Raw genomic sequence first — 22,551 nt, 5'->3', positions numbered from 1 at the left:
TCTAGCTTGATCAAAACTTTAGTGCGTTCTTTGCTGCTGGCCGTTTGCGCTGCTGGCAGCTAGGCTTTTGCGATACCGTTATCGCAATGGCATGATGCGGCTTTGCCGTTGGCGTTTCAAATTTGTTGAGCGTACACTCAACACAATGCACTTTGTTGATCGTGAGTAAGCGTTTCGCTTACATCAAACTCGTAGATGTGATTCCACGATCATCAAAATGCGGTGCGGCCTTCCGCGATGTTGAGCAGTTCGGAAAACGCCAGGGTGGCAGGTGCCCGACCTGAGGCTGCAACCAATTCCGTGAGCATCCCTTGATCTCGCAGAACGCGAATGATCGAGCGAGCTGTGGCTCCTGGGATCTGCGCTGACTCAATGAAGTCTGGCGTTTTGAAGATCGGGCGCTGAAAGATCCAATCCAGTGCGCGCACTGCATACTGAGAATGGGTAACTTCCGCGACCCAATCGCGCTTTTCCTCATGCAACCGCAGGATGGCCAAGGCCTTGCGTGTGTTCACGTCTGCCTGGGCAATGATCCCCTGAAGGAAAAAGCGTACCCAGCCGGTCCAATCGCCATCACGGGAAACGCTCAGCAAACGGTCATAATATTCGTCCCGGTTGGCTTCTAGGTACTCTGATAGATAGAAGTTGGGGCGGGACAGCAGCCCATGCGAAAACAGGAACAGCGGAATGACCAGGCGGCCAAGCCTGCCGTTTCCATCCAGGAAGGGGTGAATGGCTTCAAACTCAGCATGGACGATTGCCAACTGGACCAGGCGATCTGGCGCATCGGCGTGGATATAGGCCTCCCAAGCCGACATGCAGCCGTCCAAAGCATCGGCACCCGGCGGAACGAATCTGGCTTGCTCAACGGTGCAGCCTTCCGGGCCGATCCAGTTGGGGATACGGCGGTACTCCCCAGGGTCTTTATTTCTGCCCCGGACGCCATTCATCAAAACCCTATGCGTTGCTTTGATCAAGCGCTGGGACAGGGGGAGTTCGGCCATGAGGTTGGTCGCTTCATGGAGTGCGGCCCGGTAATTCAAAACCTCGCGGGCATCGGCCTTCTTTGGCGTGCTTTCGTCAAACAGGTGGCCTTGCGCCTCAAATTCCAGCACTTCGCCCAGGGTGACCTGCGTTCCTTCGATCTTGCTGGACAGCACGGCTTCCCGCGAGGTCAGCGGTGACAGAAGGACATTGGGATTGGGAATACCTGCCAGCACACCCTCGTAACGGGCGACTGCTGCGTTAGCGGGGCCGACGAGCGGAAAGAGGGCTGCAAGATCAAGCTCTGCCGGAGGGAAGCTACCTGTATGGTAATGGACCGGCACGCAATGAGACTCCCTGTGTTAGGCGCGGTTTAGCCGCCTGCGTCGTCATTCGGCAAGTCGTCGGCTATCAGGCCATGGGGATAGAGTTGCGGATGCACGCGCCTGACAGGGTAGGCTGCTGGATTGGTGGCTGTGAAGATTGAGGTCGATGATCGCCATCATCCGCCTGCGTCCGTTCCCAGCCGTCAACCCTTTAAGGGGACTATTAGGGGAACCGAACAGCGGGTTGAAATAAAATGCTTATATTTCAACCCGCGATGGCGGAGACGGAGGGATTCGAACCCTCGGTGCCGAATTCTCAGCACGACGGTTTAGCAAACCGTTGGTTTCAGCCACTCACCCACGTCTCCGGATCGCAGCGGCGAGGGGGCGCTATAACCATGCCTTTTCACCTCGGCAAGAGGGGGTAAGGCTTTTCTTTCAACTTTTCCGTGTTGCGCGGCTTGCCCCTCGTTCAGCTTGGCGTTCATCAAGCCGGTGCTATCGGTCACGCTTCGATTGGTCGCATCAGCGACTCCGCCTGCCGAAGCGGGTGGATGGGTGGTCTTCCCGAATGGCGGGATCATCTGCGATGCGGCATAGTTACAGGCCTTGCCTGCGGATCGGGCAAGCATCATGGCTCTTGCCATGCAGGAAACGGATGGGATGCAATGGTGCTGAATGTGCGAAAGATGAAGCGCTCTGTCGCGCTGGTGGCCGGAGTGGTCGCACTGAGCCTGGTGAGCGGCCCGGTGATGGCGCAATCCTCGCAGCAGGGGATCGATTCCGATCTGGTCAGGCCCGGTCAGGATGACACGCAGGCCCAGCAGCCTCTGCCGCCTGCCAGCCCGTCGCCGCAAGGCGGCTATAATCAGGGCGGCTATACCAGCCCCACCTACAACAATGCCTCGCCCAACGCTGCGGCCAGTTCGGGCGCGCCCTATGCTCCGGCGCCGCAGGCGCCCGGTCAGGCCATGCCGCCCGCCAATCCCACTGGGCCGCAGACCCCCGGCGGCACCTATCACGAGGACGATCTGATCGGCGCGGCCACCGGCGTTTTCGGCACCGGCGCCAAGGGCCTTGCCGAAATCATCCGCGGCATCCTGAAAAAGCAGGGCGAGCCCAACGGCTACATCGTCGGGCGCGAGGCGGGCGGCGCCTTCGTGGCCGGTCTGCGCTATGGCTCGGGCACGCTCTATCACAAGATCGAGGGTGAGCGTCCCGTCTATTGGGCCGGGCCCTCGATCGGCTTCGATGCCGGGGCCAGTGCGGGCAAGACCTTCGTGCTGGTCTACAACCTCAACAACACCGACGACCTCTTCCACCGCTATGGCGCGGGCGAGGGGCAGGCCTATTTGGTGGGCGGCTTCCACGTCTCCTACCTGCGCCGTGGCGATGTGGTGCTGATCCCGGTGCGCATGGGCGTTGGCCTGCGGCTGGGCGTCAACGGCGGCTATATGAAGTTCACGCCAAAGCAGACCTGGTTGCCTTTCTGAGGCTTACATCGGCGCTGGAACAAGATTGCGCTGTTAAGGTCACGAATTGAGAGAAACTTGCGCGGGGGTGAGCCTTCAGGCTTGCCCCTTTCGCCCCCCGAGGCTAAGGGCGCGCGCATGCTTACGAACCTCCAGCAACAGCCCGCCGACGCGCTTCTGGCGCTGATCAAGCTCCATAATGCGGACCCCCGCCAGGACAAGATTGACCTGGGCGTGGGCGTCTACCGCACCGACACCGGCGCCACGCCCGTGTTCGAGGCGGTGAAGGCCGCCGAGAAAAAGCTGCTGGAGATTCAGGACTCCAAAGCCTACCTCGGCCCCGAGGGCGACATGGGCTTCGTCCATGCCCTGATGCCCTACATCTTCGGCAAGAACGATCCCAGCATGGGCGGCCGGATTGACGGCATGCAGGCCCCCGGCGGCACCGGTGCGGTGCGCCTCGCCGTGGCGCTGGCCAAGAAGGCCGGCATCAAGCGCATCTGGATGGGCACGCCGAGCTGGCCCAACCACGCCCAGATCGCCGCCGACGTCGGTGTCGAGATCAAGGGCTACAACCACGCCACCAAGACTGGCGTTGCCGACATGCAGGCCCTGCGCGACGCCATCGCCGCCGCCGAGCCGACCGATGCCATCATGCTGCATGGCTGCTGCCACAACCCCACCGGCATCGACTACACTAATGCCGAATGGGACGAGATCGCTGGCCTGATCAAGGCCAAGGGCATCCTCCCCATCCTCGATCTGGCCTATCAGGGCCTTGGTCAGGGCATGGAAGAGGACGCCTATGGCATCCGCACCGTGCTGGCCGCCGTGCCCGAAGCGCTGATCGCCTATAGCTGCGACAAGAACTTCGGCTACTACCGCGACCGCGTTGGCGCGCTCTATGCGCTGGCGGCTCAGGCTGACCAGATCGGCGCGATCCTGTCGAACGGCTCCGCGCTGGCCCGCGCCAACTGGTCGATGCCGCCCGATCACGGCGGCGCGGTGGTACGCCTGATCCTTGAGGACGAGGCACTGACCGCCTCGTGGCTGAACGAGCTGGACGTGATGCGCGCGCGCATGAGCGAAGTCCGCGCCAAGCTGGGCGGTGCGGGCACGCAGGGCTCGGTGGATTTCACCCCCTTCGGCACGCAGAACGGCCTGTTCTCGATCGTTCCGCTGAATGGCGAGCAGGTGCTGGCGATGCGCGAAAAGCACGGCGTCTATATGGCCGGCTCGGGCCGCATCAACGTGGCGGGGCTGACGATGGGCAACATCGACAAGTTCATCGCTGCGGTTGCGGATGTGACTGCCTAAGAACTTAAGGGAGGAAAGCAGGGGGCGTTACGCCCCCTGCACCCCCGGTAACGTCTTCCGGCGATAAGGCAGTGGTTCCGCATCGTGGTGCGGGAACTCTCCACCAGCACAGAAAAGGCGCCGCAGGCAGGAATGCCCCGGCGCCTTTTTCGCGTTTAAAGGCCTGCGGCGCGGCGAGGTCGCTCTGCGGCTGAACCTTTAGCGCCCACGCTGACAAGTCATGGGAGCGCGAGGGGGTAACCCCCTCGCATCTTCTCCCTTTACCCCTTCAAGGCCTGCATCCGCTTGAGATACCGGGCCAAAACATCGATCTCCAGATTCACCTGATCCCCGACAGCCAGCGCGCCGATGGTCGTCACGGCGGCGGTGTGCGGGATGATGTTCAAGGCGAAATGGCAGGTGCCGTCTGCCTGATCGACCACTTCATTGACCGTCAGGGACACGCCATTGACCGTGATCGAGCCCTTGGCGGCGATATAGGGCGCCAGATCCCGAGGCGCGGCGATCTCGAAGCGCAGCGAATCGCCGATGGGGGTGATGGAGACCACCGACCCCACGCCATCGACATGGCCGGTCACGATATGGCCGCCCAGTTCGTCGCCCAGTTTCAGCGCGGTTTCGAGGTTGAGCCTTGCGCCTTCAACCCAATGCGCGGGCACCGAGCGGGCCAGAGTCTCGCCCGAGATGTTGACGGTGAACCAGCCGTCGCCTTCGACGCCGCCCTTGTCCACCACGGTCAGGCACACGCCCGAGCAGGCGATCGATGCGCCGATGGCGATGCCTTCGGGATCGTAGGGGCAGGTGATGATGGCGGTCAGGTCGCCTTCCTGCTTGGCCTCGCGGATGGTGCCGATGGCGGTGACTATGCCGGTGAACATGGGTTTGCCTCGTAAATGTCGAGCGTGTCTTTGCCGAGTTGGCGACGCGATGAAAACTGCCAGCGGTCGTGGGCATCGGCAAGGCGGGTGAGGCCTATGTCGCCGATGGAGGGGCGCCCGCCGCCGATGACGATGGGGGCGCGGTAAAGCAGGATGCGGTCCACCAGATTGGTGCGCAGGAAGGCGCTGGCGGCACCCGCGCCGCCCTCGATGAAGAGGTTCTGCACATGGGCCATGCCGGTGATGGCCTCGGGCGAGGGCAGAGCGTTCCAGCCTGCCGCGACCGCGCCATGGGTCAGCACCCAGCGCTCGGGGCTGCGGTCCTCAAGGCCGGGCAGGCGCACATCCAGACGCGGCGTATCGGCGCGGTATGTACCGCCACCCACCAGAATCGCATCGGCGCGGGCGCGCATCGCGTGGGTATGGGCGCGGGCTTCGGGCCCGGTGATCCACTGCGATTCACCGCTGGCCAGCGCGATGCAGCCGTCGAGCGAAGTGGCCAGCTTCAGCGTCACATGCGGGCGGCCATGGCGCCGCTGCATCAGATAGCCTTCGAGGCTGGCGCGCGATTCAGGCGAATCGGCCAGCTCGGCGGCGATTCCGGTGGCACGGATGCGCTCCATGCCAAAGCCTGCCGTGCGCGGGTCGGGATCGGCGCAGCCCACCACCACACGGGCCAGCCCCGAGGCGGAGACCAGATCGGCGCAGGCCGGGCCGCGCGCCGATATGTGAGCGCAGGGTTCCAGCGTGACGAACATCGTGGCGCCGCGCGCCAGTTCCCCGGCTGCGGCCAGCGCGATCGCTTCGGCATGAGGGCGCCCGCCGGGCTGGGTCCAGCCCCGCGCGATCACACGGCCATTCTTGACGATCAGCGCGGCCACGCCGGGGTTGGGCGCGCACAAGGGCCGCGCGCGCATGGCCAGCCTTGCCGTGGCGGTCAGCCAGCGCCTGTCCTCAACCTTTACGCCTTCAGGGGTCACTTGGCCTTGGGAGCGGGCTGGGTGTTCCAGGCAGCGGCCTTGGCTTTGGCTGCAGCAGCATCGTCAGCCTTGGCCTTGGCCTCGATGGCGTCGACATCCATGCCCGAGGCCCGGCCCAGCGCCTTGTAAAGGTCGCGGGTTTCCTGAGCGTCGCGCTCGGCCTCGGCCTTTTCCTTTTCTTTCAGCTTCTGGTTGGCGACGTTGCTGGCCTTGATCTCGGCATCGCTGCGGCCATCCTGCCAACTGGTGATATAGGTGATGTAGGGCAGGCGCTGAGGCACGCGATGTTCCTCGCGCGTCAGCATCGAGAAGGTGAGGGCGGTGCAACTGGCGGCCAGCAGCGCGATTTTCCAGCGCGCCGTGCCCGCATCGCGGAACACCGTGACAAAGTCCTTCACGGCGCCGGAGGGGCTGACATCCTTCCACATCGAGTTCTTGCGCGAAAACAGCATGGGCTAGCAGATAGTGCGAGTCCGCGCGCGGCGCCAGTGTTTGCTTGCCCTAAATCTCAGCCAAGGATGGCGTAGAGCCCGCGCCCATGGGGTTTCAACCAGCGATTGGCCTCTTCGATGTCACCCTCGAACAGCTTGCCGAGGCAGGCGTGGAAGCGCGGCGAATGGTCGAAATGCAGCAGATGGGCGACCTCATGGGCGACCACGCTGCGCCGCACGGCATCGGGCGCCATGATGAGTCGCCAGTTGAGCCTGATGATTCCCTTGCCCGAGCAACTGCCCCAGCGCGACCGCGCATTGGTCAGCGCCAGGGTGGGAATCGCCACCTTGGCGCGCGCGCAGTAAAAGGCCAGATCCTGAGCGAAGAGCGCCTTGGCCTCGGCCTGAAGCCAGCGGCGGATGCGGGTGTCGAGCCCCTCGGCGGGGCCGCCCAGGCGCAGCGTGCTCTCGATCACGGCAGGGCGGCGCGGCGCCGAAACCACATGATCGACTCGCAGCAGCGCGCCGCGAAAGGGCAGGGTGGAGCCATCGCCCAGCGGCGCGGGCGGAACATGGCGCGCCAGTTGCGTTTCCAGCCAGACCGCGCGGCTCCGGGCGAAGGCCAAAGCCTCGGCGGTGCGGCCCCAGCGCGGCATGGAGATGCGGATCTCGCTGCCATCGGGGGCCAGGCGCATCACCATGCGGCGGGACTGGGCCAGACGACGGATGGTGATGGGAATCTGCTGCCCGCCGATCTCGATCACCGGCGGGACATTGGCCTCCCGCTCGGCGCTTTTGCCGAAAGGGTGGCGCAGGAAATCAGGCAGACCGGCCATTATCCTCCTCATCCTCGACCACTTCGATCTCCATCGGTTCGCCTTCCCAGATGATATGCTGGTGCAGCGGCCCGGCAATCTCCTCGCTGATCGCCTTGCCGATCACGGAAAAGCCCGCGCGATGCACCGCATCCCGATCGCCGCAGACCAGATAGTGCCATTCGGGCAGCGGCAGATCCTCTGCGCGCAGGCGATAGGCACAGCTGTCGGGCAGCCAGGGCAGCGTATGGGCCAGGCGCGGGGTCAGCCGCACGCAGTCTGGCACGAAATTGCGACGGTTTTTGTAATCCGAACAGCGCGCGCTGCGCAGGTCGAGCAGCTTGCAGGCGACATTGGTGTGATAGATGTCGCCGGTGTCGTCATCCTCGACCTTGTGCAGGCAGCACTGGCCGCAGCCGTCACACAGGGCTTCCCATTCGTCACGCTTCAGCGTGGAGAGCGGCTGCTCCCAGAAGGGTTTTACTTCACCCATTTCACGATCTCGGCGGCCATGGAGTCGGGGCCCTTGTCGGCGGGCAGGATGGCGACGGGCTCGCCCTTGGGCCCCATCAGCAGCACGGTGCGGCTGTGGTCGATCAGATAGCCTCCGCCCGGCGTCGAGGCGCCGCGGGCGTGATAGACGGCAAATTCCTGAGCGGCCTTGTCGATCTCGGCCTTCGGCCCGGTCAGGCCCACCACGCGCGGCGAGAAGGCGGCGGCGAACTGGCCGACGATCTGCGGTGTATCGCGCTCGGGATCGACGGTGATGAAGATCGGCACCACGCGCGGCGTGAGCGCGGGATGGCTCTTTTCAAGCTGGTCCAGCGCATGGCCGATCACCGCCATGTCGGTGGGGCAGGCATCGGGGCAGTAGGTGTAGCCGAAATAGACGATGCGATAGCGCCCGTCGAAATCGGACCAGCGCACCTGTTTGTTGTTCTTGTCCACCAGCGTGAAAGGCCCGCCCACCTGGGCATCGGCCAGCGGTGGCTTGCCGGCCTGTGTTCCGCTTGGCCCGCAGGCAGCAAGTGAGAGCATCGCGGCCCCCAGCAAAAGGGCGAGTGCGGACTTGTGTCGGGGGTGGGCGTTCGTCATGGCGCGCCGGTTCATGCTCTGCTAAAGCCTCTCGCGCAAGGTGCCAGCTCGCCTTGATCTGTTTGCTTGCGACGACTGGAAGGCGGGGGCTGTCATCGCGGCGCATGAGGAGATTGACGAAGGTGATGAGGTCGCGGATTTCGCAGAAGGGCGCCCGCATGGCGCGACATGCCCTGTTTGGCGCTCTGGCGCTGGCGATGGTGGCAGGCGGGGCTCAGGCCCAGAATTTCTCCAAGGGTTACAAGTTCCTCGAATCGGTTCGTAACAATGAGATGAGCGATGTGAACAACACGCTCTCCGAGCCGGGCAACCAGATCATCAACACCCATGACGTTTCCACCGGCGACACCGCGCTGCACATTCTGGTGGCACGGCGCGACACGCCCTGGATCAACTATTTCCTGGCGCGCGGTGCCGATCCGAACGCCAAGAACAACAAGGGCGAGACGCCTTTGGTGACCGCCGCCAACATCGGTTATGGCGAAGGCATGGAACTGCTGCTCAATTCCGGCGCGCGCCCTGACGAGAGCAATGCGACCGGCGAAACCCCGCTGATCTCGGCGGTGCATCGCCGCGATGTGGCCATGGTGCGCCTGCTGCTGAAGGCCGGTGCCAACCCTGACCGTTCGGACAGCGCGGGCCGCACCGCGCGCGACTATGCCAAGATCGAGGATCGTTCGGGCAATCTGACCAACGAAATCAACACCAACGCCAAGACCAAGGCCAATGGCGGGCGTTCGTCTTACGGCCCCAGCCTGTGATGAGCGCTACCGCCAAATCTGACCTGCCGCTCGACGATCTGCGGCTGCTGCTGGCCCCCGCCATCGCCGATGCCGCCACCTTCGACGGCTGGAGCGAGGTGGCGGTGCGCGCTGCCGCCCAGCAGCTTGGCGTGAACGGCGATGTCGCGGCCTATGCCTTTGGCGAAGGACCGATGGCGATGATCGAGGCGCTGGCCGCCTCGGTCGATGTGGCGATGGCGCAGGCGCTGCCGCCCGAGGTGCTGGCGACGATGAAGATCCGCGCGCGGATCCGCGCGCTGGTCGCCTTCCGCCTCGAGGCACAGGCGGGGCGCGAGGAAGCGCTGCGCCGCGCGCTCTCGATCATGGCCGGGCCGCGCCATCTGGCGGCGGCTGCCAAGCTGGGCTGGCGCAGTGCCGATGCCATGTGGCGTCTGGCGGGCGATACGGCGGTGGACATCAACCATTACACCAAGCGCGCCACGCTGTGGGGCGTCTATGCCGCGACTCTGGCGGTGTGGGTGGATGACCATAGCGAGGGCAAGGCCGAGACCTTGGCCTTCCTCGATCGCCGGATCGACGGCATCATGCGGTTCGAAAAGGCCAAGGCCCAACTGTTCCGCGCGGATCGTGAGCATTTCAGCCTGGTGCGCCTGCTGGGCCGCCTGCGTTATCCCGCGCCCTGAGGGGCGGCCTTAAACATTATTAAGGCCATGGTGTTATTGCGAGCCAGTTGCAATCCGCTCTGACTTCTGGCAGCGCGGAAAGCATGGATGCCGTCACGACTCTGCCGCCTGTCACGTTGGACAATCTGCCGCTGGAAACGCCGGCCCGCATCGTGGCTGTCGACTGGGCGGCGCTGGTGGCGGAAGAGGCGCAGCGCCTGCGGGCGCTGGGCATCGATGTGGGCGCGCGCATCACCGTGGCGCATCGCGGAGTCTGGGCCGGGCGCGATCCTCTGGCCATCATGGTCGGGCGCATGACGGTGGCCTTGCGCCGGGTCCATGCCAAAGCCATGACGGTTGAGGCGATCTGAGCCATGGCCACGATGACGCCCGACGCGACGATCGATCCCGTGGACACTGCCCGCCCTGCCGTTCGCCTTCAGCGCGCCGCGCTGGTCGGCAACCCCAATGCGGGCAAGAGTGCGCTGTTCAACGCGCTGACCGGCGCGCGGCAGAAGATCGCCAACTATCCCGGCGTCACCGTGGAGCGCAAGGCGGGTCGCCTGCCGCTGCCGACGGGCGAGACCATCGAACTGACCGATCTGCCCGGCTCCTATGGGCTGAACGCTACCAGCCCCGATGAGGAGGTCACCCGCCGCGTCATTCTGGGCGAACTGGCCGGAGAGGCCGCGCCCGATGTGCTGATCGTCGTGCTCGATGCCAGCAATCTGGAGCAGCATCTGGTCTTCGCTCAGGAGGTGATCGCGCTGGGCCGCCCCTGCGTGGTGGCGCTCAACATGATCGATCTGGCCGAGCGCGACGGGCTGACGCTCGATCCTGCCGCTCTGGCACAGGCGCTGGGCGTGCCGGTGATCCCCACCGTGGCGGTGCGTCGCCGGGGCCTCACCGAACTGGCCGAGGCCATCGCCGAGGCGCATGCGCGCGTCGGCAACAGCCCGGTGCATCCCCGCGCCCATCTCGATATGGCTGAGCGCCGGATGGAGGCCCATGCCATCGCCGGTGCCGCCATCATTTCCGAAAGCGCCAAGCATCGCCTGCATTCGCGGCTGGATCAGGTGCTGCTGCATCCCTGGCTGGGCCCGGTGATCCTGTTCGCGCTGCTCTTTGTGGTGTTTCAGGCGGTGTTCTCCTGGGCCAAGCCGTTTCAGGACGGTTTGCAGAGCGTGGTCGATCTCATCGTCGGTTTTGTGAAGGCCGAGATGCCCGCCGGGTTGCTGCGCGACTTTATCACCGATGGCGCGCTCAAGGGCGTGGGCGCGGTGGTGGTGTTCCTGCCGCAGATCATCATCCTGTTCTTCTTCATCCTCAGCCTTGAGGCTTCGGGCTATATGGCGCGCGCCGCCTTCCTGATGGACCGGCTGATGGCGGGCGTGGGCCTGTCGGGTCGCAGCTTTATTCCGCTGCTGTCATCCTTTGCCTGCGCCGTGCCGGGGATCATGGCGACGCGCAGCATCACCGATCCCAAGGATCGCCTCACCACCATCCTCATCGCTCCGCTGATGACCTGCTCGGCGCGTCTGCCGGTCTATGGCGTGATCATCGCGGCGGTGATCCCCAACACGCCGATGGGGCCGGGCGGGATCATCGGCCTGCAGGGGCTGGTGCTGTTTGCGCTTTATGTCGCGGGGATCGTCGGGGCGATGGTGGTGGCGCTGCTGCTGCGCGGCACGATCACCAAGGGCCAAGCCAGCGGCTTTATCATGGAGATGCCCAAGTACCAGATGCCGCGCGCGCGCGATCTGGCCTTGGGCCTGTTCCAGCGCGCCTGGATCTTCCTGCGCCGTGCGGGCACGATCATCTTCCAGGTGGCGGTGATCCTGTGGCTGCTGCTCAACTTTCCCCGCGCCGAGCCGGGCAAGGATCAGGTCGATGCCTCTTTCGCGGGGCATATCGCCAATGGGCTGGCGGTGGTGGTCAAACCCATCGGCTTCAACCGCGATATCGCTCTGGCGCTGATCCCCTCGATGGCGGCGCGCGAGGTGGCGGTCTCCTCGCTGGCGACCACCTATGCCGTTTCCAGCGGCGACGAGGCCAACACCGACGAGGCTCTGTCCGCGCAGCTCAAAAAGAACTGGCCGCTGCCCACCGCGCTGGCCTTTCTGGCATGGTTCGTCTTCGCGCCGCAGTGCATGTCGACCATCGCTGTCACGCGCCGGGAAACCAATGGCTGGAAATGGCCCAGCTTCATGCTGGGCTACCTCTTCGCGTTGGCCTATGTCTTCGCGGGCATCACCTATTGGACGGCGCTGGCCTTCGGGCTTTGAGGCGGATCGCCTGCCGTATCGTGCATAAGTGACCTTTCACCGCTTGGCGAAAGGCCGGGCGGAGACTACCCTTGTGCCCAATCTGTTTTCGGAGCGTGCTCGCCTCAGGTCTGAAGCCGCTCCCGTCACGCGCAAGAGGAAGAGATGGCAGGCAGCGTCAACAAGGTCATTCTGGTCGGCAACCTTGGTGCCGACCCGGAAGTGAAGTCGTTCCAGAACGGCGGGCGCATCGCCAATCTGCGCATCGCCACCTCGGAAAACTGGAAGGACAAGAACACCGGTGAGCGCAAGGAGCGCACCGAGTGGCATCAGGTTGTGCTCCAGTCCGACGGTCTGGTCGGCGTGGCCGAGCGTTTTCTGCGCAAGGGTTCCAAGATCTACATCGAGGGCAGCCTGCGCACCCGCAAGTGGCAGGACCAGAGCGGCAATGACCGTTACACCACCGAGATCTCGGTGGGCGTCGGCGGCGTGCTGACCATGCTGGATGGCGCGCCCGGTGGCGGCGCTGGCGGCGGCGGCATGGGCGGTGGCGGTGGCCAGCGTTCGGGCGGCGGTGACTGGGGTGGCGGTTCGGGCGGCGGCGCGCGCTCGGGCGGTTCCTCGGGCGGTGGCGACTGGGGCCGGACCTCGGGCGGCGGCTCTGGCGGCGGTTCGGGAAGCGGCGGCAGCGACTGGGGCCGCACCGGCGGCGGTTCGAGCGGTGGTTCGGGCGGCGGCTATGCCGAGGATCTGGACGACGACATTCCGTTCTGAGCCGGATCGTCACGATACAGAAAAACGCCCCGCAGTTGGTTCTGCGGGGCGTTTTCGTATCAGCGTCTGGGGTTTTTCAGCTTTTAGGGTTTTTCAGCGCGGCCAGTGCCGCGAAAGGCCCGGTCTTGTCCTCACCCAGCAAGCCCGATTCCTGCCTCACACGATTGGCCTGAGGGCCGGTGGCGAAGGGATCGATGGCCAGACCCAGACTCTGCGCCACGGCCTCGCCCAGATCGAAGCGTTCGCCGGTGTATTCGATCTCGTCGCAATCGTCGCTGGTGATCTCGATCTCCTGATCGGCGGAGAGGTCTTCGGTCTCGATGCTGGTGGCGGGGACGAAGCGGAACTCCAGCGCCTCATCGACCTTCATCGGCAGATCCTCGCCCGAGACGGCGCAGCTTTGCACGAAATCGGCCTTGAGGCGGCCCTTGGCATTCACCACCGGCCCATCACGGGTGAGGGTGACGGTGGCCTCAAGCTCATTCACCGCCACCAGCAGGAAGCGCTTGGCCAGCGCCTTGGCCTCCTCCGCACTGGCGGTGATGGTGACTGGCTTGGCCTCCAGATGGCGGATATCGATGATGCGGGTAAATTCGGGGGTCATTCAATCTCTCCTGCCAGCAGGGCGGAGGCAGGTTTGCTCTCCAGCCGCTGGAACAGGGCGCGCACGGCAGCGGCAAGGCCTGCCGTATCCGCGCCCTCAATCATGGTCATGTTGCGGGCCAGCGCCTGCGCCAGCGCGGTGTCATCGCCTTCCTGCAGGGCGCTGCGATAGGCCCCCAGGCGGCCGCCCAGCACGCTCATCAAGCGGCCGATATGCTTGCCCACCACCATGTCGCCCACGCCGGTCTCGCGAAGCTGGCCGTCCATATCGGTGACGAACAGCTCGGTCAGCAGCACCGAAGGGCCCTTGAGCGGCTCCTCATGCTCCATCCGCAGCAGGGCGAGGCTGAGCACCAGCGTGATCGCGTCGAAGCGGCCCGGCAGCGTATCGGCCACGCCGAGGTCGGCATACCAGGCCTTCTCGCGTGCGGTGCCCACCAGCGCATGCCACAGCGGGCGCACGGCGGCATGGTCATCCGCGCGGGGGCCCAGCAGGCGGGAAAGAAGCGATGTGCGGGCCTCAGGTTGCATGGCGGCGGTTCCTGTCGTTGAGCGGCATGATGCCGGAACGCCTTGGCGCTGGGCCTTGCGCGCGGCGCCTGTTCAGCGCCGGTTCAATGGCTTCGCGCGAAGCGCCATTGCGATATGGGGCAAGGGCGCCTAAGGCTGGCCCTGCCTACAGGATCGATCCGGGCGCTGGCAATGGGGAGCGATGGCGCTGCCCTGGCCAGTCGGGGACAGTTGGAGCAGAAGACGGTGATGCGGGTCAAGACGGTGGGACTGATGATGGGCGCCGCGGCGCTGAGCCTGCTGGCAGGCGGTTGCACCGCGATCAAGGATCATCGCGGCTATCTGGTGGATACGGCGCTGGTCGATTCGGTGATGGTGGGAATCGATAACCGCCAGTCGGTCGAGCATACGCTGGGCCGCCCGACCTTCGTGTCGCAATATGGCAAGGAAGCCTGGTATTACGTGTCGATCGACACCAAGCAGACCGCTTTCCACCGCCCGCGTCCGACCGCCGAGACCGTGTTGCGCGTCAGCTTCGACCCTCAGGGCAATGTCGCCCGCCTCGATCGTGCCGGCACCGAGAAGGTCGTGCGGCTCAATCCCGATGGCAGCTTCACCCCGACCCTGGGCAAGAAGCGCAGCTTCTTCGAGGATCTGTTCGGCAACATCGGCACCGTGGGCACCGGCATGGGCGGCGGTGGCGCGCCCGGCAGCAACACCGGCGGCACCTGACGTTCTTGAGGCATCGGTGGTCTGGACAATTGCGGACGGGCCACCATATGCCTCTTCATGGATAACACGAAAGCTGGCCACGGGCTGATCCAGTGGCATGGCACCACCATCGTCGGCGTGAAGAAGGGCGGCAAGACCGTCATCGCGGGCGATGGACAGGTGTCGATGGGCAACACGGTGATGAAGCCCAATGCGCGCAAGGTGCGGCGGATTGGCGATGGCAAGGTCATTGCCGGTTTCGCGGGCGCCACCGCCGACGCCTTCACCCTCTTCGAACGCCTTGAACGCAAGCTGGAAGCGCATCGCGGCCAGTTGATGCGCGCTGCTGTCGAACTCGCCAAGGACTGGCGCACCGACAAATATCTGCGCAACCTCGAAGCGCTGATGATCGTCGCGGATGAGGAAACCATGCTGGTGCTCACCGGCAATGGCGATGTGCTGGAGCCCGAGGGCGGCATCACCGCCATCGGCTCGGGCGGCAATTACGCTCTGGCCGCCGCGCGCGCTGTCTCCGATTACGAGGAAGATGCCGAAAAGATCGCCCGCCGCGCCATGGCCGTGGCCGCCGAGATCTGCGTCTTCACCAATGACCGCGTGACGGTCGAAGCGATTGGTTGAACCGACATGAATGACAGTCTGACTCCCAAGATGATCGTCCGCGCGCTGGACGAGCACATCATCGGCCAGCAGGACGCCAAGCGCGCTGTGGCCGTGGCCCTGCGCAACCGCTGGCGCCGCCAGCATCTCGCCGCCGATCTGCGCGATGAGGTCTCCCCCAAGAACATTCTGATGATCGGGCCCACGGGTTGCGGCAAGACCGAAATCAGCCGCCGTCTGGCGCGGCTGGCCGATGCGCCCTTCGTGAAGGTGGAAGCCACCAAGTTCACCGAAGTCGGCTATGTCGGGCGCGATGTCGAGCAGATCGGCCGCGATCTGGCCGAGGAAGCGATTCGCCTCGAAAAGGCGCGCCGCCGCGAGGCTGTGCGCGAAACCGCCGCCAAGGCCGCCATGGAGCGCCTGCTGAAAGTGCTGGTGGGCGACAATGCCAGCGAGGCGACCCGCGAAAGCTTCCGCCAGCGCATCGAGGAAGGCGCGATGGCCGATGTCGAGGTCGAGATCGAGGTGGAGGATTCCCCCGCCGCCCCGATGGAGATCCCCGGCATGGGCGGCGGCATCGGCATGATCAACCTGTCGGACATGATGGGCAAGGCGCTGGGCCAGAAGCCCACCAAGCGCCGCAAGATGCGCGTTGGCGATGCCTGGGAAAAGCTGCTCGACGAGGAAGCCGAGAAGCGCATGGATCAGGATGACGTTGCCCGCGTGGCTCTGGCCAATGCCGAGAGCAACGGCATCGTCTTCATCGACGAGATCGACAAGATCGCGGTCAGCGATGTGCGCGGCGGTTCGGTGAGCCGGGAAGGCGTGCAGCGCGATCTGCTGCCGCTGATCGAGGGCACCACCATCGCCACCAAATACGGGCCGATGAAGACCGACCATGTACTGTTCATCGCCAGCGGTGCCTTCCATGTCGCCAAGCCCAGCGACATGCTGCCCGAGCTTCAGGGCCGTCTGCCGATTCGCGTCGAGCTGAAGGCGCTGTCGGAAGATGACTTCGTGCGCATCCTTTCGGAAACGCGGGCGAATCTGGTGGCGCAGTATCGCGCCCTGATGGGCACCGAGCAGGTCTCGCTGGATTTCACCCCCGAGGCCGTCCGCGCCATCGCCCGCATCGCCGCTCAGGTGAACGAGGCGGTGGAGAACATCGGCGCCCGCCGTCTGCAGACGGTGATGGAAAAGCTGCTGGAGGAACTGTCCTTCGAGGCCGAGGATCGTCGCGGGGAAACCATCGTGATCGATGAGGCCTATGTCAGCGAGAAGCTGGAAGGGCTGGCGCGGGATACCGATCTGTCGAAGTATATCCTTTGAAGAAAAGGGAAAGTGCGAGGGTGTTACACCCTCGCGCTCCCATGAGTGTCTGCGTTGCGCATCGGGTTCGGCCACAAAGCTAAGGTCGCTGCGCCGCAGGCTGTAAAACGATAGAGGGCGCCGGGGCTTCCTGCCTGCGGCGCCTTTTCATTGCGCTGGTGGAGAGTTCACGCACCACGATCGTGTGCCTCTGCCCATGCGTCGGAAGACGTTCTGGGAGCGCGAGGGGGTAACCCCCTCGCATCTTCTCTTCCCCCTTGCTGCTGAATCGCTAGGACTGGATGCCCAAACAACCCGAAGGAGCCTATCGCCATGTCCACTCCACCCGATGGCAAGCCCGTGTACCGCCTGCTGACCGGCAAGGACGACCACGCCTTTTGCGAGCGCGTGTCTGAAGCTCTGGCGCAGGGATGGCAGCTTTACGGCTCTCCAGCGATCACCTGGGATGTGGAGGGCAGCTATGCCAAGGTCGCGCAGGCCGTGGTCTGGCCGGATACTATGTAAATTATATGTCGCGACCTCGCACAGCAACATAATGTTGCGTTGCGGAAATGGCACAGTAACATTCGAATATGGCGGGTCGGCCACGGAGGCTGTTGTGCGCTGCAAACTGGACTGATAGCTCTTGGGCATCCGGAAGAACGGCTCCCGAAAAAAGGGAGAGCCGGCGCCGGATGCGCAGGATGGAACCCAATTCATAAAAACGGAAAAGGGCTCCTTATGAAGATCAAGTTTGCTTGTGCCGCTGCGGCTTTGGCTGTGGCTTTTGCCAGCAATGTCGCTTTTGCTGACGATGCTCCGGCGCCTACTCCTGATTTCACTGTAACGGGCAGCGCGGCGATCGTTTCGCAGTACCGCTTCCGTGGTATTTCGCAGTCGGACAACAAGGCGACGGGTCAGGCCTCGATCACGCTGAGCCACAAGTCTGGCTTCTATGTCGCGACCTGGGCTTCGGGCGCCACTGCGGGCAATTCGACCGTGAACATCGGCGGCAGCGAGATCGACGTTTACGGCGGCTACACCCATGCCATCGGCAAGACCGGCCTGACCTTCGACGGCGGCCTGTACGGCTATCTTTATCCCGGCAACGATCTGAACGAATATTACGAGCTCTATGGCTCGCTGACCAAGGCCTATGGTCCGATCACGGCCAAGGCTGGCCTGAACTGGGCGCCCAAGCAGAGCTACTTCACCTATTGGAACACCGCCACGAAATACAACATGTATGAGTATTTCGAGCTGGGCCTCGCGGTGCCCAAGACGCCGATCACCGTGCACGCCCATATCGGCCACACCGGCGGCGGCTTCAACTATGTGAAGGAATATCTCGATTACACGGCGGGCGTCTCCTACAAGTGGAAGAACCTGACGCTGGATCTCTCGGCTGTGGGCACCAACATCGGCAAGTCGGATGCTTTCAAGGCGCCGCTGACCGATCAGACGGGCACCCCCAATCCGGATCAGACCTTCCGCGCGGCCAAGTCGGTGGCGGTGCTGTCGCTGACTGCGAGCTTCTGATGACGCATTAACGCGTCATGCTTCACGTGAAACATGGCGCCTTGAAAACATGACGCCGTAAAAACAATTAGGGCCGGAAAGTCTCCCAGCTTTCCGGCCATTTTCTTATTCTGCGGCCTGGTTGAGCTGTTCCATCTCATGGGCCTGACGCGACCACATTTCGGCATAGAGTCCATCGTGGCGCAGAAGCTGGGTGTGGGTGCCGCTTTCCACCATGCGGCCCTCGGCCAGCACGAAGATGCGGTCGGCATCGGCAATGGTCGAGAGGCGGTGCGCGATCGAGAGGCTGGTTCGCTTGGCCGAAAGATCGCGCAGGGTGGAGAGGATCTCCTGCTCGGTGCGGGTGTCGAGTGCGCTGGTGGCTTCGTCCAGCAGCAGGATCGGCGGGTTCTTCAGCAAGGTGCGGGCGATGGCGACGCGCTGCTTCTCGCCGCCCGAGAGTTTCAGGCCGCGTTCGCCCACTTCGGTGTCGAAGCGCTTGGGCAGGCGGTCGATCAGCGGCATCAGTGCGGCGGCGCGGGCGGCTTCGTGAATCTCGGCCTCGCTGGCGCCGTCGCGGCCATAGGCGATGTTGTAGCCCAGCGTGTCGTTGAACAGCACCGAATCCTGCGGCACGATCCCCAGATGGGCGCGCAGCGAGGCTTGGGTCACCTGCGCAATATCCTGCCCGTCGATCAGGATGCGGCCCGACCATGGGTCATAGAAGCGGAAGATCAGCCGGGCGATGGTGCTCTTGCCCGCGCCCGAGGGGCCGACCAGCGCGATATGCTGCCCGGCGGGCACCTCGAAGGAGAGGCCGTGCAGGATGGTGCGGTCCCGCTCATAGCCGAAGACCACATTGTCGAAGACCACGCCGGGGCGCTGCACCAGCAGGGCGGGGGCGCCGGGGGCATCGGCCACCTCGACGGGCGTGTCGATCAGGGCGAACATGCTCGACATGTCGATCAGCCCCTGACGGATGGTGCGATAGACCATCCCCAGCATGTCGAGCGGGCGGAAGAGCTGCACCAGATAGGTGTTGACGAAAACCATGTCGCCCACGGTGAAGCGGCCATGCGCCCAGCCCCACACCGTATAGCCCATGGCGCCAGCCATCAGCAGGTTGATGATCGCCCCCTGCACGATGTTGAGCAGCCCCAGCGAGTTCTCCGAAGCCACCGCCGCGCGGGCATAGGCGCGGGCAGACTGGCCATAGCGCTGCAGCTCGCGCTGTTCGGCGCCGAAGTATTTCACCGTCTCGTAATTCAGCAGCGAATCGACGGCGCGGGCCAGCGCCTGCCCGTCGAGCCGGTTCATCGTGGCGCGCAGATGGGTGCGCCATTCGGTGATCCAGCGCGTGGCCACCACATAGGCCGCGATCGCCAGCGCGGTGGAGAGCACCAGCCCCCATCCGAAATGCAGGTAGAAGATCAAAGCCACCGCCGCCAGCTCCAGCACCGTGGGGGCGATGTTGAACAGCAGGAAATAGAGCATGTTGTCGATGCTCTTGGTGCCGCGTTCGATCACCTTGGTCACTTCGCCGGTGCGGCGGGCGAGGTGGAAGCGCAGCGAGAGATTGTGCAGCCGCTGGAACACATCCTCGGCCAGGGCGCGGGTGGCCTCCTGCCCGACGCGCTCAAAGATGATGTTGCGCAGATTGTCGAAGCCGGTGCTGGCGAAGCGGCCCAGCGCATAGGCCATCACCAGTACGAAGGCGGCGGTGAAGGCGTTGGGGCCCTGCGCCGGGCGGGTCATCAGATCGACCGCCTGCTTATAGGCATAAGGCAAGGCGAGGGTGATCGCCTTGGCCGCCAGAATCATCGCGCAGGCGCCAAGGATGCGCAGGCGCAGCCCCGGCTGATCGCGCGGCCACAGATAGGGCATGAAGCGGCGCAGGGTTGCCCAGCCATCATGGCGAATCGGGGCGGAGGAGGTGGGTGTTTCTGGCGGCATAGGGCTCCATGTAGGGGCGCAAGGGGCAAACAAAAACCCCGGCCACCTGCGAAGGCCGGGGTTTCTGCCACAAGGCTCCCTTGGCGTTCGTGTCTTCAGCTCATGCGCTAGCCATCGACATCGAACAGGACCTTGCGTTGCGGGAAGTCGATCGCCACCCGCCCGAAGCCGCGCAACTCACGCATGCCCAGCAGCAGGGCGGGGTGCTTCGTCAGCTTGAGCGCCTGGAAGGCAGGCGAATCGACGAAAGCGATCTCCACCTGACTCATCTGGATGCGGCCGATGCGCAGATGGGTGGCCACGCCCAGTTCGGCGGCGATGGTCTGGCCGGTGACGCTGGTCAGCGTGACGGCCGCGCCCGGATGCGTGGACAGCGCATGCTGCAGCGCGCGGTTGCCCACGGCGGCATCAGCACCGGTGTCGATGATGATGTCGGTATCGACGCCATCGACCATGGCGTGGCTCATCACCAGTTGCCCACCCTTGCGACGCGCCGAGACGACGATCTCATAGCCATCGCCCGCTTGCGGCTTGGCCGAATCCTCGATCGACATGCGCTTGCCCCGGAAGTCGAGCAGCACGCGCTGGTTCTTCAGCCCGTCGATCCCGACGATGCCCTGCGTGTCCATGGTGTTGTCAGGAAAGACCGGCACCTCGATCGTTTCGATGGCGCGTTTGCCCAACTGCATGCCGGCGAGCTGCACGGTGCCGACCGATCGCGTTCCGGCAAGCCCTGTCACCCGCAGCGGATCGCCTGCCGCCATGCCAAGGCGCATGGCCAATCCGCTCGACAGCACCGAGCGTTGCGCGCCTGTGTCGATCAGGAAATCGAAGGTGCCGTGGCCTGCGATGGTGATCGGCATGGTCATGCGATCGAAACGATCGCTGGCCAGCGTGATGCTCTCGCTGGTGGTGGGGGTCTGTGATGCCAGGCCCGGTTGCGTGACGTCGGCACGCGCAGGTAGATCTCCCGCGACGGCGTAACTTGCCGCGGTGCTTGCCAGGGATGCGATGCCCAACGCCAGGGCGGCTGAAAGCGTGCCCATGGCTATCCTCTCCTATGTAGCGGCTGATTACCGCCTGGTTGGAAGGATACAGGATTTTGCGGCGTTTGGCCATGGTGTGTTTGACGCAGGTCGGCCAGTCAGCACTGTGCCGCGGTGGGACGGTTGCAGCATGCCAGGCGGCGCTTTTCCGCCGGTCGCAGAGCTGCTTCGACGATGTGTCAGGGGGTCAGGAGGTGATCAGCGCCAGTGCGAGTCTGGCGGCGCGCCATGGCGAGCCGAAGCGGATCAGCCGCAGCACGGTGCGCCACATGCCCGTACGATCGCCGCCATCGGCGATATGGCGCAGCAGCAGGTCAAAACCTTCGCCGCGCAGGCTGGGGATGGAATAGAGCACGCCATGGGCGACCTTGGCGCGCACGGCCTGCTCCAGCCCTGTGCCGCCGAACATGGCGTCAAGCTGGTCCAGCGGGGGGAGCTGGTCGAGATGCTCGGTCGGATCGGGGCGGCCCTCCTTGCGCGCGTGATAGGCCAGCTTGGCGATGGCCGCGCCCAGCCCTTGCTGAGTCGCGTGGCGGCTGGAGACCTGTCCGGCATAATGGCGATAGCGGATCAGCCGCTCTGGCAGATTGCCGATGTGCGTGACCGAGGCCAGGCGCAGCCAGAGGTCGAGATCCTCACAATGCTTGAAGGCGGCATGATAGCCGCCGACCGAGAGGACCACATCGCGACGGTACATCACGGCGGGGTGGCACAGCAGCGGCTCGTCGGCATCGATGGCCTGAAGGAAGGCCTCATGGGTGAGGGGGTGGACATTCATGCACAGCGGCCATGGAGAGCCATGCTCGTCCATCTCGTCGGTCCAGCAGCCGACCACGCCGTAATCGGGGTTCTCCTGCAGGAAGGCATATTGCCGGGCGAAGCGTTCGGGCAGCGAGATGTCATCGGCATCCATGCGGGCGATGATCGGGGCGCGGGCTTCGGCCAGGAGCTGGTTGAGGCTGACGATCAGCCCCTTGTTGGCGCGGAAGATCGGGCGGATGCGGGAATCGCGGGCGGCATAATCTTCGATGATCGCGCGTGAGCCGTCGTTCGACCCGTCGTCGAGAATCAGCAATTCGAAGTCGGAGAAGTTTTGAGTGAGGATGCTGTTGATGGCGGAGGGCAGGAATTGCTCTGCGTTATAGACGCTCATGGCGACGCTGATGGCTGGTATGGGAGCGTTGTTCATCGAGATTGCGTCCGTGAGAGCCTGCTTTTGCAGACGTTCTGCGAGGAGATGGGATAGGTCGAGCGGGTAAAGAAAGCGTGTGGTCACTATGGGGTGGTTGGGTGCTGTGCGGAAAGGGGAAAAGGGGGTTTTGGGGTGGGTTTTGTTTAAATATGACAGATAATCAGTGATTTATGCGGTAGCGCAACAAAATTGCAAAAATGCGGTTGACCGACTCGAATACCCCCCATATATGCCGCTCCACCGAAGCGGTGCTGACGCTGAAACGCTGATTTAGCTCGCTTTAGTCGCCAAACAGATAAGGTGATCGATCACTGGCTCAGGCCGGTTGGGGGTCGCTTTTCTCGATGGTTT

At 64.3% G+C, this 22,551-nt stretch carries 25 protein-coding genes and 1 tRNA gene; 12 read left to right on the top strand and 14 right to left on the bottom strand.

The features are described 5' to 3' along the window. Nucleotides 1-212: 212 nt before the first annotated feature. From ABDW49_RS00130 to ABDW49_RS00120, 3 genes are all read right to left on the bottom strand, one after another. On the bottom strand, nucleotides 213-1,328 hold the full coding sequence (locus ABDW49_RS00130) for a Fic/DOC family N-terminal domain-containing protein (protein WP_343608762.1): 1,116 nt from the start codon (nucleotides 1,326-1,328) through the stop codon (nucleotides 213-215). A 258-nt stretch (nucleotides 1,329-1,586) separates the two neighbouring features. Next, nucleotides 1,587-1,678: transfer RNA gene (locus ABDW49_RS00125), tRNA-Ser, on the bottom strand. Further along, a complete protein-coding gene (locus ABDW49_RS00120) occupies nucleotides 1,640-1,945 on the bottom strand; it encodes a hypothetical protein (protein ID WP_343608760.1) in 306 nt (101 codons plus the stop codon). Before ABDW49_RS00120 ends, ABDW49_RS00125 begins: the two co-directional genes overlap by 39 nt. Nucleotides 1,946-1,999: 54 nt before the next feature. Here ABDW49_RS00120 and ABDW49_RS00115 point away from each other — a divergent pair, with 54 nt between their 5' ends. Continuing rightward, nucleotides 2,000-2,803 (top strand): DUF1134 domain-containing protein, encoded by an 804-nt coding sequence (locus ABDW49_RS00115; RefSeq protein WP_343608758.1) that lies wholly within the window; start codon nucleotides 2,000-2,002, stop codon nucleotides 2,801-2,803. Nucleotides 2,804-2,920: 117 nt separating this feature from the next. Beyond that, nucleotides 2,921-4,099: an amino acid aminotransferase gene (locus ABDW49_RS00110; RefSeq protein WP_343608756.1), complete on the top strand. Its 1,179-nt coding sequence runs from the start codon at nucleotides 2,921-2,923 to the stop codon at nucleotides 4,097-4,099. Nucleotides 4,100-4,359: 260 nt separating this feature from the next. On the opposite strand, the gene ABDW49_RS00105 is transcribed toward ABDW49_RS00110, so the two are convergent. Genes ABDW49_RS00105 through ABDW49_RS00080 form a run of 6 tightly spaced genes read right to left on the bottom strand, consistent with a single transcriptional unit; the run spans nucleotide 4,360 to nucleotide 8,241 of the window. Further along, nucleotides 4,360-4,977: a riboflavin synthase gene (locus ABDW49_RS00105; protein ID WP_343608754.1), complete on the bottom strand. Its 618-nt coding sequence runs from the start codon at nucleotides 4,975-4,977 to the stop codon at nucleotides 4,360-4,362. Next, the gene (ribD, locus tag ABDW49_RS00100; RefSeq protein ID WP_343608752.1) at nucleotides 4,962-5,957 is read right to left on the bottom strand and encodes a bifunctional diaminohydroxyphosphoribosylaminopyrimidine deaminase/5-amino-6-(5-phosphoribosylamino)uracil reductase RibD; all 996 of its coding nucleotides are present in this window, start codon (nucleotides 5,955-5,957) and stop codon (nucleotides 4,962-4,964) included. The genes ABDW49_RS00105 and ribD overlap by 16 nt, the downstream gene beginning before the upstream one ends. Beyond that, nucleotides 5,954-6,409, bottom strand: a complete 456-nt coding sequence (locus ABDW49_RS00095) for a hypothetical protein (RefSeq protein ID WP_343608751.1) — start codon at nucleotides 6,407-6,409, stop codon at nucleotides 5,954-5,956. Before ABDW49_RS00095 ends, ribD begins: the two co-directional genes overlap by 4 nt. A gap of 56 nt (nucleotides 6,410-6,465) precedes the next feature. Continuing rightward, nucleotides 6,466-7,224 carry a SprT family zinc-dependent metalloprotease gene (locus tag ABDW49_RS00090; RefSeq protein WP_343608749.1) on the bottom strand — a complete coding sequence of 253 codons (759 nt, stop codon included), beginning with the start codon at nucleotides 7,222-7,224 and terminating at the stop codon, nucleotides 6,466-6,468. Next, nucleotides 7,208-7,696 carry a YcgN family cysteine cluster protein gene (locus ABDW49_RS00085; protein WP_343608747.1) on the bottom strand — a complete coding sequence of 163 codons (489 nt, stop codon included), beginning with the start codon at nucleotides 7,694-7,696 and terminating at the stop codon, nucleotides 7,208-7,210. The genes ABDW49_RS00090 and ABDW49_RS00085 overlap by 17 nt, the downstream gene beginning before the upstream one ends. After that, on the bottom strand, nucleotides 7,684-8,241 hold the full coding sequence (locus tag ABDW49_RS00080) for an SCO family protein (RefSeq protein ID WP_343608745.1): 558 nt from the start codon (nucleotides 8,239-8,241) through the stop codon (nucleotides 7,684-7,686). The genes ABDW49_RS00085 and ABDW49_RS00080 overlap by 13 nt, the downstream gene beginning before the upstream one ends. 215 nt (nucleotides 8,242-8,456) lie before the next feature. Here ABDW49_RS00080 and ABDW49_RS00075 point away from each other — a divergent pair, with 215 nt between their 5' ends. The 5 genes from ABDW49_RS00075 to ssb all read left to right on the top strand — a co-directional run bounded on the left by ABDW49_RS00075 (nucleotide 8,457) and on the right by ssb (nucleotide 12,741). Further along, nucleotides 8,457-9,059: an ankyrin repeat domain-containing protein gene (locus tag ABDW49_RS00075; protein WP_343608743.1), complete on the top strand. Its 603-nt coding sequence runs from the start codon at nucleotides 8,457-8,459 to the stop codon at nucleotides 9,057-9,059. Continuing rightward, nucleotides 9,059-9,724, top strand: a complete 666-nt coding sequence (locus tag ABDW49_RS00070) for a COQ9 family protein (protein WP_343608741.1) — start codon at nucleotides 9,059-9,061, stop codon at nucleotides 9,722-9,724. The genes ABDW49_RS00075 and ABDW49_RS00070 overlap by 1 nt, the downstream gene beginning before the upstream one ends. 83 nt (nucleotides 9,725-9,807) lie before the next feature. Next, entirely contained in the window at nucleotides 9,808-10,074 is a 267-nt protein-coding gene (locus tag ABDW49_RS00065; protein WP_343608740.1) for a FeoA family protein, read from the top strand. 12 nt (nucleotides 10,075-10,086) lie between these two features. After that, nucleotides 10,087-11,988, top strand: a complete 1,902-nt coding sequence (locus tag ABDW49_RS00060; RefSeq protein ID WP_343614070.1) for a ferrous iron transporter B — start codon at nucleotides 10,087-10,089, stop codon at nucleotides 11,986-11,988. 144 nt (nucleotides 11,989-12,132) lie between these two features. Further along, nucleotides 12,133-12,741: a single-stranded DNA-binding protein gene (gene ssb / locus ABDW49_RS00055; protein ID WP_343608739.1), complete on the top strand. Its 609-nt coding sequence runs from the start codon at nucleotides 12,133-12,135 to the stop codon at nucleotides 12,739-12,741. A gap of 76 nt (nucleotides 12,742-12,817) precedes the next feature. Here the strand turns inward: ssb and ABDW49_RS00050 are convergent, their stop codons facing one another. Continuing rightward, a complete protein-coding gene (locus ABDW49_RS00050) occupies nucleotides 12,818-13,345 on the bottom strand; it encodes a DUF177 domain-containing protein (protein ID WP_343608737.1) in 528 nt (175 codons plus the stop codon). Beyond that, a complete protein-coding gene (locus ABDW49_RS00045; protein WP_343608736.1) occupies nucleotides 13,342-13,875 on the bottom strand; it encodes a ubiquinol-cytochrome C chaperone family protein in 534 nt (177 codons plus the stop codon). Before ABDW49_RS00045 ends, ABDW49_RS00050 begins: the two co-directional genes overlap by 4 nt. Before the next feature lie 171 nt (nucleotides 13,876-14,046). Between ABDW49_RS00045 and bamE the strand changes: the two genes are divergently transcribed. The 5 genes from bamE (at nucleotide 14,047) to ABDW49_RS00020 (ending at nucleotide 18,030) form a co-directional block, all read left to right on the top strand. Continuing rightward, complete coding sequence (bamE, locus tag ABDW49_RS00040) at nucleotides 14,047-14,586, top strand: outer membrane protein assembly factor BamE (RefSeq protein ID WP_343608734.1); 540 nt, start codon at nucleotides 14,047-14,049, stop codon at nucleotides 14,584-14,586. A gap of 57 nt (nucleotides 14,587-14,643) precedes the next feature. Continuing rightward, a complete protein-coding gene (gene hslV / locus ABDW49_RS00035) occupies nucleotides 14,644-15,204 on the top strand; it encodes an ATP-dependent protease subunit HslV (protein WP_343608733.1) in 561 nt (186 codons plus the stop codon). A 6-nt stretch (nucleotides 15,205-15,210) separates the two neighbouring features. Beyond that, a complete protein-coding gene (gene hslU, locus ABDW49_RS00030; RefSeq protein ID WP_343608732.1) occupies nucleotides 15,211-16,512 on the top strand; it encodes an ATP-dependent protease ATPase subunit HslU in 1,302 nt (433 codons plus the stop codon). A 312-nt stretch (nucleotides 16,513-16,824) separates the two neighbouring features. Then, nucleotides 16,825-17,016, top strand: coding sequence for a DUF1737 domain-containing protein (locus ABDW49_RS00025; protein ID WP_343608730.1), 192 nt, complete (start codon nucleotides 16,825-16,827; stop codon nucleotides 17,014-17,016). 216 nt (nucleotides 17,017-17,232) lie between these two features. Next, a complete protein-coding gene (locus tag ABDW49_RS00020) occupies nucleotides 17,233-18,030 on the top strand; it encodes a TorF family putative porin (protein WP_343608728.1) in 798 nt (265 codons plus the stop codon). 105 nt (nucleotides 18,031-18,135) lie between these two features. On the opposite strand, the gene ABDW49_RS00015 is transcribed toward ABDW49_RS00020, so the two are convergent. The 3 genes from ABDW49_RS00015 to ABDW49_RS00005 all read right to left on the bottom strand — a co-directional run bounded on the left by ABDW49_RS00015 (nucleotide 18,136) and on the right by ABDW49_RS00005 (nucleotide 22,197). Further along, on the bottom strand, nucleotides 18,136-19,962 hold the full coding sequence (locus tag ABDW49_RS00015; protein ID WP_343608727.1) for an ABC transporter ATP-binding protein/permease: 1,827 nt from the start codon (nucleotides 19,960-19,962) through the stop codon (nucleotides 18,136-18,138). A gap of 107 nt (nucleotides 19,963-20,069) precedes the next feature. Next, nucleotides 20,070-21,008, bottom strand: coding sequence for a retroviral-like aspartic protease family protein (locus tag ABDW49_RS00010; RefSeq protein WP_343608725.1), 939 nt, complete (start codon nucleotides 21,006-21,008; stop codon nucleotides 20,070-20,072). A 187-nt stretch (nucleotides 21,009-21,195) separates the two neighbouring features. Then, on the bottom strand, nucleotides 21,196-22,197 hold the full coding sequence (locus ABDW49_RS00005) for a glycosyltransferase (RefSeq protein ID WP_343608723.1): 1,002 nt from the start codon (nucleotides 22,195-22,197) through the stop codon (nucleotides 21,196-21,198). Nucleotides 22,198-22,551 lie beyond the last annotated feature (354 nt).

Origin of the sequence: Novosphingobium sp. (assembly GCF_039595395.1) — a bacterium.
Taxonomy (GTDB): domain Bacteria; phylum Pseudomonadota; class Alphaproteobacteria; order Sphingomonadales; family Sphingomonadaceae; genus Novosphingobium.
Note: the sequence above shows the minus strand (reverse complement) of the source record. Positions and strands in the feature narration are given on the sequence as shown.